Origin of the sequence: Modestobacter versicolor (assembly GCF_014195485.1) — a bacterium.
In the GTDB taxonomy this organism is placed as follows: domain Bacteria; phylum Actinomycetota; class Actinomycetes; order Mycobacteriales; family Geodermatophilaceae; genus Modestobacter; species Modestobacter versicolor.
This window is the reverse complement of the sequence record NZ_JACIBU010000001.1, coordinates 1,765,215-1,777,240: the sequence shown is the minus strand read 5'-3', so window position 1 is coordinate 1,777,240 and position 12,026 is coordinate 1,765,215. Positions and strand designations below refer to the sequence as shown.

Sequence of the window (12,026 nt, the reverse complement as noted above, 5' to 3'; positions counted from 1 at the left end):
CGTCGGTGGCCGGGGGCACTCGGAGGTGTCCCGTGTCGATCACCGCACTCGGGTCGTCGTCCGCGCCGGGTCAGCCAGGCGCCCGCCACGACCTCGCCCTCGCTCCGCGCGCGCCTGCCCCGGCGACGTCGACCACCGGGGCGACGCTCCTGCTCAACGCCACCTACGAGCCGTTGTGCGTGGTCTCCAGCCGCCGCGCGATCGTGCTCGTCCTGGCCGCCAAGGCCGAGGCCGTCGACGTGACCGACGACGAGGTGCACGCGGAGCGGATCACCCTGGCCGTGCCCATCGTGGTGCGGCTGACCCGCTACGTGCGGGTGCCCTACCCGGTGCAGGTGCCGCTGTCCCGCCGCGCCGTGTTCACCCGCGACGGGTCGACCTGCGTGTACTGCGGCGGGTCGGCGACGAGCATCGACCACGTCGTGCCGCGCAGCCGCGGGGGCACGCACACCTGGGACAACGTCGTGGCCGCGTGCCGGCGCTGCAACCACACCAAGGCCGACCGGTCGCTCGCCGAGATGGGCTGGTCGCTGCCGCACCCACCGGGCGCACCCAGCGGCGCGGCCTGGCGGTTGCTCGGGCACCGCACGGTCGACCCCCGGTGGCGGGAGTGGCTGGGCATGCCCGACTCCGTCAGCGCGTGAACGGCGCGCGGCGGCTCTGGGCACTGGGCGAGCCGTTCCACGCGCTGACCTACTTCGCCGACGAGGCGCGGGTGGCGTTCCGGGACGCCGGCCTGCACGGCTTCTGGGCCGGCTACTTCGCCGGGCGGGCAGCACCGCTGGGCCCGGTCGGGCCGCAGCTCGTGACGGCGACCTTCGCGTCGTTCGCACCGGCGTTCGTGGCCCGGCGCGTGCCGGAGGTGTGGACGACGACCCCGCCCGAGGCCGCCCTTGCCGCCCGGCTGGCCGGGGTGGACGCCGCGGTGCAGCGGGCGCTGCCGGGCTGGGCGGGCTCCGCCGACTGCGTGGAGGCGGCCTCGCTGGCGCGGGAGGCGGCCGCCGCGGTCGACGTCCCCGGCCGCCCGCTGGCCGCGGCCAACGCCGCGCTGCCCTGGCCCGACCAGCCGCACCTGCTGCTGTGGCAGGCGCTCACCACGCTCCGCGAGCACCGCGGCGACGGCCACCTGGCCAGCCTGCTGCAGCACGAGCTGCTGGGGCTGCCCGCCCTGGTGCTGACCGCGGCGGCCGGCACGACGTCGGCGGAGTGGCTGCAGCGGGCGCGGGGCTGGTCGCCCGAGGAGTGGGCGGCGGCCGGTGACGCGCTGACCGACCGGGGGCTGGTGTCCGGCGAGGAGCTGACCGCCGAGGGCCGTGCGGTGCGGGCGGCCGTGGAGGACGACACCGACCGGCTCGCGCAGGGGCCGTGGGCCGCGCTCGGCGACGCCGGGTGCGACCGGCTCGCCGAGCTGCTCGGCCCGGTGCGGCACGCGATCGTGGCGATCGGCGACTGGCCGGCGCACAACCCCATCGGCGTCCCCGAACCCGCCTGACTCAGGTGACCCGGCTGCGCTCCGTGGGGTACCCGGCGTGCGCGCCCTCGGCGAGCACGGAGCGCAGCCGGTCCATCGCGTCCCAGACGTCGACGAACCGGGTGTAGAGCGGCGCCGGGCCCAGCCGCAGGCGGTCGGGTGTCCGGAAGTCCGGGACGACGCCGCGGTCGACCAGCGCCTGGGTCAACTGCCACGCCTGCGGGTGCGCCAGGCTGACGTGCGACCCGCGCCGGGCCGCCTCCCGCGGTGAGGCGACGGTGACCCCGTGCCCGGCGAGCCACTCGTCGGCCAGGGCGACCACCAGGTCGGTGAGCGCCTGGCCCTTCGCGGCGAGCCGTGGGATCCCGGCCTCCGCGGTCAGCCGGGCGCCGACCTCCACCGCCGCCATGGCGAGCACCGGGGGAGTGCCGACGGCGAACCGGTCCACGCCGTCGGCGGGGTCGTACGCCGTGCCCATCGCGAACTGGTCGCGAGCCCCGAACCAACCCCAGATGGGCTGGCGCAGCTGCTCCTGCAGCTCGCGGCGCACGTACAGGAACGCGGGCGCGCCGGGGCCGCCGTTGAGGTACTTGTAGGTGCAGCCGACGGCGAGGTCGGCACCGGCTGCGGTCAGGTCGGCCGGCACGGCGCCCGCGGCGTGGCTCAGGTCCCACACCACGAGCGCACCCGCGTCCCGGGCCAGCCGGGTCACCTCGGCGATGTCGACCAGCGCGCCGGAGCGGTAGGCGACCTGCGAGAGGACGACGGCGGCGACCCGCTCGTCCAGCGCTGCGGCCAGCACGTCGAGGTCGAGGCCCGTGTCGATGTGCGCGTCCACCTCGCGCACGGTCATGCCGCGGGCCCGGGCCACCCCGGCCACGATGTAGCGGTCGGTCGGGAAGTCGTCGGCGCAGCAGACCAGCACGTCGCGCCCCGGGCGGGCGTCGGCCCCGGCCACCAGCAGCTTGTAGAGGTCGACGCTGGTGGTGTCCGCGACCAGCACCTCGCCCGGCCGGGCGCCCAGCACGCCCTCGGCCAGCACGTCGCCGATCCGGCGGGACTGCTCGACCCAGCTGCTCCACGACCCGACGAGACCGCGGCCCCACTCCTGCTCGACCACCCGCGCCACCGCGGCCGGCGTCTCCACCGGCAGCCGGCCCAGCGAGTTGCCGTCCAGGTACAGCAGGTCGTCCTCCACCCCGGCGAACCGGGCCCGGAAGCCGGCCAGCGGGTCGGCGGTGTCGAGGGCGGCGGCAGCCGCACGGGAGAGGTCCACGGCGTCATGCTCTCCCAGCGGCTACCGTCCCGGGCCGTGACCTCCTCGACCGGCACGCAGCTGCACGACCTGACCGCGCTCGAGCAGGCCGCGGCCGTCCGGGCCCGGGAGGTCAGCCCCACCGAGCTGGTCGAGCACTCGCTGGCCCGGATCGAGGCGCTGGACCCGGGCATCGGCGCGTTCATCACCGTCACCGCCGACCGGGCCCGCGACGCCGCGGCCCGCGCCGACCAGGCGGTCGTCGACGGCGCCGAGCTCCCGCCGCTGCACGGTGTCCCGACCGCGATCAAGGACCTCAACAACACCGCCGGGGTGCGGACGACGTTCGGCTCCCGCGCGCTGGCCGAGTTCGTGCCGGACGTCGACGACGCGGTGGTCACCGCGCTGGCCGCCGCCGGGACCATCAGCCTGGGCAAGACGAACACCCCCGAGTTCGGCTTCCCCTGCTACACCGACAACGACGTGGTGGGCCCGGCCCGCTGCCCCTGGGACACCTCGCTGCTGGCCGGCGGCTCCAGCGGTGGCGCGGCCGCCGCGGTCGCCGCGGGGATGCTGCCCTTCGCGCAGGGCTCCGACGGCGGCGGCTCCATCCGCATCCCGGCCAGCATCAACGGGCTCTTCGGGATCAAGCCCAGCCGCGGCCGGGTCAGCAACGCGCCCTACAACTCCGAGGTCACCTCCCTCGGCGTGCAGGGGCCGCTGGCGCGCACCGTCCGGGACGCCGCGGCCGTGCTCGACGCGATGGCCGGGCCGGTGCTCGGTGACCCGTTCTGGGCCGCGCCGCTGCCCGCGGGGGAGACCTTCCTCGGGCACGCCGACCGGGCCCCCGGCACGCTGCGGATCGGCCGCTACCGGGACTCCGGCATGCCCGACGCCGAGCTGGACCCGGAGGTGGTGGCCGCGTTCGAGGACGCCTCGTCGCTGCTGGCCGAGCTCGGTCACGAGGTCGAGGACCTGCCGGCCGGGCCGCCCGCGGAGGCCATCTTCGGCTCCTTCGAGGTGGTCTGGGCGCTGTCGGCCACCACGCTGCCGGTGCCCGAGGCCGCGGTGCCGCACCTGCGGCCGCTCACCCGGTTCCTGCGCGAGCGCGGGCTGGCGCTGTCGGCCAAGGACGCGATGGACGCGATGTTCACCCTGCGGCTGTTCGCCCGCCGGTTCCTCCAGGCCACCAGCGGCTACGACGTGCTGCTGTCGCCGATCTGCACCATGCCGCCGCGACCGGTCGGCTGGTTCGGCGACGACGGCGCGGAGGACTTCGCCCGGCAGACCCGCTACGCCGCCTTCCCCGCCGTCTACAACGTCACCGGCCAGCCGGCGGTCAGCGTGCCGCTGTGGTGGACGGCGTCCGGGCTGCCGATCGGCACCATGCTGGTCGGCCGCCCGGCGGACGAGGCGACGCTGATCGCGCTGTCCGCCCAGCTGGAGGAGGCCCGCCCCTGGGCGCACCGCCACCCCGGCACGTGGTGACCTGCCAGGCCGGGGCAGCGCCGTCCCGGTAGATTGCCGCCATGCCCGTGATCGAGACCGTGCTCATCTACGGCGTCATCCCGCTGGCGGTCTTCCTCCTCCTGGCGCTCGCGACGCTGATCCCCGGCCGCGGCCAGCAGAAGACCAGGTACCGCCCCGGCCAGCCCTGGACGGCGGCGCCGGTCTGGTGGGAGCCGCACCCGGACACCTCGGCCGGGGCCGCCCACGGCTCCGACCACGGTGACGCCCACGCCGACGGCCACCACGGCCCGTCCCTGGGCCCGACCACCGCGGCGCTGGCCATCGGTCAGGGTCCGCACGTCCCCGAGCCCGCCCGGCGCACCGCCGCCGGCGGCGCCCGCGGGACCTGGTGACCGCGCCGTGAGCACCGCCTCCTCCGCCGCCCCGTCACCCTCCGGAGGCCCCGCCCCGATGAGTTCCGCCCCGATGAGCCAGCAGCTCGACACCCGCGGCACCTCGACCTCGGACACCAGCGGTTCGGTGGTCGACGAGTCCGGCAACGGGCCGTTCTCCTACCAGGACCTCGCCCGGCTCGACGAGGCGCTGACCATGTCCTCCCGGGAGACCGGCCTGCGGTTCACCGTCTACGTGGGCGACCTGGGCTCCGACACCCGCGGCACCGCCGAGGACCTGCACTCCCGGTCCGGCGGCGACACCGCCAACAGCGTCCTGGTCGCCCTGTCGCCCGGGCAGCGGGTGCTCGAGATCGTCACCGGGGCCACCGCCGCCCGCCGGCTGCCCGACCGGGCCTGCGCCCTCGCGGTGCTGTCGATGACCAGCCGGCTCGGCTCCGGCGACCTGGTCGGCGCGATCGTCAACGGCCTGCGCCAGATGTCCGACGCCGCCGGCCACCCCTCCCGCCGCACCCACTGACGAAGGACCCCCTCGCCCCCCACCGCTCGCGAGCTCGCGGCGGGACCCTGCGAGGGGGCCGTTCCAGAACGTCACCACGCCAGCGGCCCAGGACTCACCGAGTCCTGGGCCGCTGGCGTTCACGCCGGGTTCAGCCGGCGGCGGCGTCCCGCTTGCGGGCCCACAGGGCGCGGGCCACGCCGTCCCGGCCCTCGCTGACCAGCCGGCGCAGCGGAGCGGGGACGTCGTCGGCGGCCAGCCACCCGTCGGCCGCGGCGAGCGTCCGCTCGTCGATCACCTTCGGGAAGAGGTACTCGACCGCGTTCTTGGCGATCTCACCCGGACGGCGCTCCCAGAGCCCGCGGATGTCGGCGAAGTACCGCTCCACGTAGGGCGCCGTCAGCTCCTGCTGGGCCGGGTGCCAGAACCCGGCGACCATCGCCTCGTGCACCGCGTTCGGGATCGACTCGTCGGTGAACGCCCGCTCCCACGTCTCGGCCTTGGACTCCGCCGTGGGCCGCAGCGCCCGGGCGGTCGCGGCGCGACGGGCACCGGTCGCGGTGGCGTCCCGCTCGGACTCGGCCTCGATCTCGGCGTCCCCGGCCGCACCGACGGCGACCAGGCCCTGCAGGAACGCCCAGCGGGCGTCGGTGTCGACGGCCAGGCCCTCGACGGTCAGCGACCCGTCGAGCAGGCCGCGCAGCGCGGTCACGTGCTCCTCGCTGCGGGCGGCGGCGGCCAGCGTGCGCGACCACTGCAGCTGGGCGTCGCTGCCGGGCTCCGCGGCGTGCAGCGCGGCCAGCGCCTTGTCGGCCAGCATCGCCCAGCCGGTCGGTGCCCACGCCGGGTCGGCGTAGGAGGCCAGCGCCGACTGCACCCGGGCGAGCAGCGACTGGACGACGCTGATCTCGGTCTCCGCGTCGACACCGGCCAGCACCAGCTGCACCCACTCGCGGGCCGGCAGCTCGCCGTCGCGGGTCATGTCCCAGGCCGCCGACCAGCACAGCGCGCGGGGCAGCGAGTCGGGCAGGGCACCGATCTGGCTGCGCAGGGTGGCCAGCGACCGCTCGTCGAGCCGGAGCTTGGCGTAGGTGAGGTCGTCGTCGTTGACCAGCACCAGGTCGGCCGCGGGGTGCCCCACCAGCTCGGCGACCTCGGTGCGGGCGCCGTCGACGTCCAGCTCGACCCGGTGCGAGCGGGTCAGCCCGTCGGGCCCGGCGGTGTAGAGGCCGACCGCCAGGCGGTGCCGGCGCAGCACCGGGTGCTCTGCGACGGCGGTCTGCTCGATCGCGAAGGAGCGGTACCGGCCGGAGTCGTCGAGCTCGTACACCGGGCGCAGGGTGTTGACCTGGCTGGTCTGCAGCCACTGGGCCGACCAGTCCGACAGGTCGCGCCCGGACGCCGCCGACAGCTCGCCGAGGAGGTCGTCGAGGGTGGTGTTGCCGTACTCGTGCTTGCGGAAGTAGCGCTGCACCCCGGCGAGGAACGCGTCCTGCCCGACGTAGGCCACCAGCTGCTTGAGCACCGAGGCGCCCTTGGCGTAGGTGATGCCGTCGAAGTTCACCTCGACCGCGGCGACGTCGACCATGTCGGCGGCGATGGGGTGGGTGGAGGGCAGCTGGTCCTGCGCGTACGCCCAGGACTTCTCGGTGTTGGCGAACGTCGTCCAGGCCGTCGTGTACTCGGTGGCCTCGGACTGGCAGAGCGTCGAGATGTAGGTGGCGAAGGACTCGTTGAGCCACAGGTCGTCCCACCAGCGCATGGTCACCAGGTCGCCGAACCACATGTGCGCCAGCTCGTGCAGGATCGTCTCCGCGCGCCGCTCGTAGCGGGCCCGGCTGGTCTTGGACCGGAAGACGTAGTCCTCCAGGAACGTGACCGCCCCGGCGTTCTCCATCGCCCCGGCGTTGAACTCGGGCACGAAGAGCTGGTCGTACTTGTCGAACGGGTACGGGTAGTCGAACACCCGGTGGTAGAAGTCGAAGCCGGCCTTGGTGACCGCGAAGATCTCGTCCGGGTCGAGGTGCTGGGCCAGCGAGGCCCGGCAGTAGATGCCCAGCGGGATGCCGTCGTGCAGGTCGGTGACCCGTGCGTAGGGGCCGGCGACGAGGGCGACCAGGTAGGTGGAGATCCGCTTGGTCGGCGTGAAGTGCACCAGCTGCGAGCCGGCGTCACCGGCCTCGATGGTGCGGTCGCCGGTGTTGCTGACGACCTGCCAGTCGAACGGCGCGGTGACGTGCACGGTGAACGTCGCCTTGAGGTCGGGCTGGTCGAAGCAGGCGAACATGCGCTTCGCCTCGGCCGGCTCGAAGTGCGTGTAGAGGTAGACCTGCTCGTCCTCCGGGTCGACGAACCGGTGCAGGCCCTCGCCGGTGCGGGAGTACCGGCAGTCGGCGTCGACCACCAGCTCGTTCGACCCGGCCAGCCCGGGCAGGGCGAGCCCGCCCTCCTCGGTGTAGCCGCTCACGTCCAGCTCGACGCCGTTGAGCGTGGCGGAGCGGACGCGCTCGGCGACCAGGTCGACGAAGGTCTCCGCGCCCGGGGTGCGGGCGTCGAAGGTGATGGTGGTGACCGAGCGGAACGTCTCCTCGCCGGGATGGCCCTGGCCGTCGGTCACGTCCAGGAAGAGGTCGTAGCTGTGGACGGCCAGCAGCGCGGCGCGAGCCGCGGCGTCGTCACGAGTCAGGTTGGGAACGGCCACGTACCGGAGCTTCCCATGCGGGGCCAACGGTCCTCCGCCCGTGTGCCGCGCGGGGTGCCCGGGAACAACCGGACTGCGGCCGGACTTGCTGGCCGGAGACGACCCGGGCGTGACGCCACCGACCGTCCGGGGCACCGACGACACGCGAGGAGCACCCATGACCGAGGCAGTGCAGAGCGCCCCCACCAAGGCCCGCGTCGACTTCTGGTTCGACCCGCTGTGCCCCTGGGCCTGGCTGACCAGCCGCTGGGTGCTGGAGGCGGCGAAGGTGCGCGACATCGACCTGCACTGGCACGTCATGTCGCTGTCGGTGCTCAACCGCGGGCGCGACCTGCCGGAGGAGTACCGCGAGATGATGGCCCAGGCCATCGGCCCGGTGCGGGTGGCCGTCGCCGCCGCGCAGCAGCACGGTGAGGGCGTCCTCGGCGACCTGTACACCGCGATGGGCACGCTGCGGCACCACGAGGGCGTCGAGCTGCCCGACCTCATCGCGCCGGCGCTGGAGCGGGTCGGCCTGCCCGCCGAGCTGGCCGAGGCCGCCGACTCCACCGAGTACGACGAGGCGCTGGAGAAGAGCCACCACGAGGGCATGGACCCGGTCGGCGACGACGTCGGCACCCCGGTCATGCACATCGACGGCGTGGCGTTCTTCGGCCCGGTCATCAGCAAGGTGCCCACCGGCGAGGACGCCGGCAAGGCCTTCGACGGCGCCGTCCTGCTGGCCAACCTGCCCGACTTCTGGGAGCTCAAGCGCACCCGCACCGCCGGCCCGGACATGTCCTCGGTCCCGGCCGACGCCCTGGAGCTCAGCACCGCCCAGTAGGCCGGCATCCCGAACATGGCCATCTCCGGGGTCTCCCGTTCCCCGGAGATGGCCGTCTTCGGGGTGGCGGCGGGTGCGGCATCCTGACGGGATGCCGTTCCCCGTCCGTCAGCGCATCCTCATCACCGGCGCGAGCGCCGGCCTCGGCCAGGGCATGGCCCGCCGGTTCGCCGCCCGCGGGCGCGACCTGGTGCTGGTGGCCCGGCGGCTGGACCGGCTCGAGGAGCTCCGCGACGAGCTGCTGGCGCAGCACCCGGGCACCCGGGTCGTGGTCGGGCAGCTCGACGTCGACGACCCGGACGCCGTGACGGCGGTCGTCCCGCAGCTGGCCGGGCAGCTCGGCGGCATCGACCGGTTCATCGCCAACGCGGGCCTGGGCAAGGGCACCCCGGTCGGCAGCGGCGACCCGCGCCCCAACCGGCAGGTGCTGGTCACCAACGTGCTCGGCACGCACGCCTGCTGCGAGGCCGCGGTCGAGCTCTTCCGCGCCCAGCGGGCCGGCCACCTCGTGGTGGTCTCCTCCGTCGCCGGGGTGCGCGGCATGGGCGGCACCCGGACGGCGTACGCCACCTCCAAGGCCGCCGACGCCGTGCTCGCCGAGGGCATCCGCGCCGACCTGCTCGGCGACCGGTCGACCCGGGCGATCCGGGTCACCACCGTGCACCCCGGGTTCATCGAGACCGACATCAACGTCGGCCGCCGGGGCCCGTTCACCGTCGACCTGCAGACCGGCGTCACCGCCCTGGTCGAGGCGATCGAGCGGGAGCCGGTCCGCGCCTACGTGCCGGAGTGGCCGTGGCGCCCGGTCGCCGGGCTGCTCCGGGCGTTGCCGCTGCCGGTGGTCCGGAAGCTGTCCTAGCCGGCGACCCGGGTCCGGGCGATCGCCCGGGTCCGCTCGTCGAACGGCGCCGCGCCGTCCGGCCGGGTGAGCCAGCGGGCCAGCCCGGCGAGCTCGTCGCGCTGCTCGGCGACGAACGCCGCGTCCACCACGGCGCCGTGCCCGGGCACGACGGGGCCGCGCACCAGCTCGAGCAGCGCGGTCAGGGTGCCGGCCCAGTCCAGCGGGAAGGCGTCCTCCATCGCCGGTGGCGAGCCCTCCTCGACCAGGTCGCCGGCGAAGACCACGTCGTCCACGGCCACCACCAGGTCAGCGCCGGTGTGCCCGCGGCCCAGGTGCCGCAGCGACACCGCACGGCCGCCGACGTCGAGCACGGCGGCCTCGTCGACGAGCCGGTCGGGCAGGTCCAGCGGCGTCGTCGCGACCAGCTCGGCGGCCGGGTCGCCGTCGGCCAGCAGGGCGCCGACGACGTCGGCCCGCTGCTGCTCGGCGGTCGCGGCCAGCTCGGCGGCGCACTCCCGCAGCGCCCAGACCTCGGCCGGCCGGAAGGCGGCGTTGCCGAAGCAGTGGTCGAAGTGGGCGTGGGTGTTGACCACCGACCACGGGTACGGGGTGACCGCGCGGACCGCCTCGGCCAGCGCCCGGCCCTCGCCCAGGTGCGAGCGGGTGTCGACGACCAGGCAGGCGCCGTCGCCGACGACCAGCCCGCAGTTGAGGTCCAGCTCCCGGTGCCGGCGGACGAACACCCGGTCGCCCACCTCCCGCCAGCCGGCGGTCACCAGCAGATCCGCATCGGCCGGTCGCGGGAGTCCGTCGTCCCGTCGCCGACGCACTCCGCGCGGCCGTCGGCCAGCCGCTGGGCCGACCACGCCGCGGCGCAGGCGTCCAGCGCGTCGACCACCGGGACGCCGACCGGGGCGGCGTCCAGCGCCTCCCCGACGTCCATCACCGCGCGGAGTGCCCGCAGCCGCTGCACCGTGCCGCGGGCGGTGCCCTTGCGGTCGGTGACGCCGCCGAGCCCGAGCCGGAACGCCAGCTCGGGGTGCACCTCCACGACCCGGTCGGTGGGCGGGTCGCCGAGGGCGTCGTCCAGCGCGCGGATGGACCGGACGAGCTGGAACGCCTGGGCCGAGGGGGCCCGCGGCGGGTCGGTGGCGGCTCGGGAGATGGCCCGGGCCTCGGCGTAGTCGTCGGTGGCGAGCACGCCGCGCACCGGCGTGGGGAAGACCGAGCTGGCGGCCCCGGTCAGCAGCTCCCGCGCCGCGACGTCGCAGACCCGGACGCCGTCCTCCGACAGCCCGATCGGCATGTCGATCGCGATCACCTCCACGCCCGGGACGGCGAGCACGTCATCGACGGTTCCGAGGGCGAGCAGCTCCACCGTGCGGCCGTGCAGCAGGGCGCCCACCCACCCCAGCCGCCAGCCGTCGACCCCGAGCACCGCCACCGGGCCAGCCTGCCAGGCCGCCTGAGAGGATCGGGGCATGCGCGTCTTCCTCGGCACCGACCACGCCGGTCTCGAACTGAAGTCCCACCTCCTGCAGGTGCTCGCCGACGAGGGCTTCGAGCCCGTCGACTGCGGCGCGTACGACTACGACGCCGAGGACGACTACCCGCCGTTCTGCTTCGAGGTGGGGGAGCGGGTGGTCACCGAGCCCGGCACCCTCGGCGTCGTCATCGGCGGCTCGGGCAACGGCGAGCAGATCGCGGCCAACAAGGTCCCCGGCGTCCGCGCCGCCCTGGTGTGGAACGAGGACACCGCCCGGCTGGCCCGCCAGCACAACGACGCCAACGTCGTCTCGGTCGGCGGCCGGCAGCACAGCGTCGAGGAGGCCACCGCGCTGGTGCTGACCTTCCTGCGCGAGCCGTTCAGCGGCGAGGCCCGGCACGTCCGGCGGATCGGGCTGCTCACCGACTACGAGCGGGACCGGCACCGCCCGGCGGGCGGGCTCCCCACCGACACCCCGTGACGGCATGACCGGCGACGACCTGCGCGCCGCCGACGCCGCGGTCCAGGAGCTGCTCGGCCGGGTGCCCGACGGTGGCGCCGCCGTGCCGCTGCTGGCCACCGACGTCACCGGGGTCGCGCACCACATCACCTCCTGCCTCACCTGGTACGCCGCCGACCTGGTCGCCGGCCCGGCTGAGGTGAGCGCCTTCGACCTGGTCCGCCGTCCCGACGTGGAGCTGGCGGAGATGCGCAAGCAGCTCGGTGCGGCGGCGGAGGTGCTGGCCCGGGTGGTGGACGCCGCCGGGCCCGACGAGCGCGGTGCGCACAGCTGGGGCCTGGCCGACGCCTCGGGGTTCGCCGGGATGGGCTGCGCGGAGATGCTGCTGCACACCTGGGACGTCGCCGACGGCCGGCAGCTGGAGTGGGCGCCGCCCGCAGAGCTGGCCGACGCGGTGCTCGCCCGGCTGTTCCCCTGGGCACCGGCCGGCGACGACCCGTGGGCGGCGCTGCTGTGGGCGACCGGCCGCGGCGAGCTGCCCGGCCGCGAGCCGCTGACCTCCTGGCGCTGGCACTGCGCCCCCCTCGACGAGTGGGACGGCACCGTACCCAGCTGAGCGTGTCGATGT

Annotated in this window: 13 protein-coding genes; 9 read left to right on the top strand and 4 right to left on the bottom strand. The window is 75.4% G+C overall.

The window, feature by feature from the left end:
* Window positions 1-32 precede the first annotated feature (32 nt).
* Window positions 33-644, top strand: coding sequence for an HNH endonuclease (locus tag FHX36_RS08585; RefSeq protein ID WP_343056587.1), 612 nt, complete (start codon window positions 33-35; stop codon window positions 642-644).
* Window positions 641-1,492 carry an SCO6745 family protein gene (locus FHX36_RS08580; RefSeq protein ID WP_183513669.1) on the top strand — a complete coding sequence of 284 codons (852 nt, stop codon included), beginning with the start codon at window positions 641-643 and terminating at the stop codon, window positions 1,490-1,492. The genes FHX36_RS08585 and FHX36_RS08580 overlap by 4 nt, the downstream gene beginning before the upstream one ends.
* A gap of 1 nt (window position 1,493) precedes the next feature.
* Here FHX36_RS08580 and kynU read toward each other — a convergent pair whose 3' ends face one another.
* Complete coding sequence (gene kynU / locus FHX36_RS08575) at window positions 1,494-2,747, bottom strand: kynureninase (RefSeq protein ID WP_110551322.1); 1,254 nt, start codon at window positions 2,745-2,747, stop codon at window positions 1,494-1,496.
* A 36-nt stretch (window positions 2,748-2,783) separates the two neighbouring features.
* On the opposite strand from kynU, the gene FHX36_RS08570 reads away from it, so the two are divergent.
* The 3 genes from FHX36_RS08570 to FHX36_RS08560 are packed head-to-tail and all read left to right on the top strand — an operon-like array spanning window position 2,784 to window position 5,108.
* Complete coding sequence (locus FHX36_RS08570) at window positions 2,784-4,214, top strand: amidase (protein WP_110551325.1); 1,431 nt, start codon at window positions 2,784-2,786, stop codon at window positions 4,212-4,214.
* A gap of 41 nt (window positions 4,215-4,255) precedes the next feature.
* Window positions 4,256-4,588, top strand: a complete 333-nt coding sequence (ctaJ, locus tag FHX36_RS08565; RefSeq protein WP_110551321.1) for an aa3-type cytochrome oxidase subunit CtaJ — start codon at window positions 4,256-4,258, stop codon at window positions 4,586-4,588.
* A gap of 58 nt (window positions 4,589-4,646) precedes the next feature.
* Window positions 4,647-5,108: a DUF5130 family protein gene (locus FHX36_RS08560; RefSeq protein ID WP_246405434.1), complete on the top strand. Its 462-nt coding sequence runs from the start codon at window positions 4,647-4,649 to the stop codon at window positions 5,106-5,108.
* 130 nt (window positions 5,109-5,238) lie between these two features.
* On the opposite strand, the gene pepN is transcribed toward FHX36_RS08560, so the two are convergent.
* On the bottom strand, window positions 5,239-7,788 hold the full coding sequence (gene pepN / locus FHX36_RS08555) for an aminopeptidase N (RefSeq protein WP_110551319.1): 2,550 nt from the start codon (window positions 7,786-7,788) through the stop codon (window positions 5,239-5,241).
* Between the two features lie 157 nt (window positions 7,789-7,945).
* Here pepN and FHX36_RS08550 point away from each other — a divergent pair, with 157 nt between their 5' ends.
* Both FHX36_RS08550 and FHX36_RS08545 read left to right on the top strand, forming a co-directional pair.
* Window positions 7,946-8,611 carry a mycothiol-dependent nitroreductase Rv2466c family protein gene (locus tag FHX36_RS08550; RefSeq protein ID WP_110551318.1) on the top strand — a complete coding sequence of 222 codons (666 nt, stop codon included), beginning with the start codon at window positions 7,946-7,948 and terminating at the stop codon, window positions 8,609-8,611.
* Window positions 8,612-8,702: 91 nt separating this feature from the next.
* Complete coding sequence (locus FHX36_RS08545) at window positions 8,703-9,470, top strand: SDR family oxidoreductase (RefSeq protein ID WP_110551317.1); 768 nt, start codon at window positions 8,703-8,705, stop codon at window positions 9,468-9,470.
* Here the strand turns inward: FHX36_RS08545 and FHX36_RS08540 are convergent.
* Window positions 9,467-10,228 (bottom strand): MBL fold metallo-hydrolase, encoded by a 762-nt coding sequence (locus FHX36_RS08540; protein WP_110551316.1) that lies wholly within the window; start codon window positions 10,226-10,228, stop codon window positions 9,467-9,469. The genes FHX36_RS08545 and FHX36_RS08540 overlap by 4 nt on opposite strands.
* Entirely contained in the window at window positions 10,225-10,935 is a 711-nt protein-coding gene (locus FHX36_RS08535) for a DUF429 domain-containing protein (RefSeq protein ID WP_221202826.1), read from the bottom strand. The genes FHX36_RS08540 and FHX36_RS08535 overlap by 4 nt, the downstream gene beginning before the upstream one ends.
* On the opposite strand from FHX36_RS08535, the gene FHX36_RS08530 reads away from it, so the two are divergent.
* Window positions 10,934-11,419 carry a ribose-5-phosphate isomerase gene (locus FHX36_RS08530; RefSeq protein WP_110551314.1) on the top strand — a complete coding sequence of 162 codons (486 nt, stop codon included), beginning with the start codon at window positions 10,934-10,936 and terminating at the stop codon, window positions 11,417-11,419. The two genes, FHX36_RS08535 and FHX36_RS08530, sit on opposite strands and share 2 nt — an antisense overlap.
* Window positions 11,420-11,423: 4 nt before the next feature.
* Window positions 11,424-12,014, top strand: coding sequence for a hypothetical protein (locus tag FHX36_RS08525; RefSeq protein ID WP_110551313.1), 591 nt, complete (start codon window positions 11,424-11,426; stop codon window positions 12,012-12,014).
* Window positions 12,015-12,026: the final 12 nt, after the last annotated feature.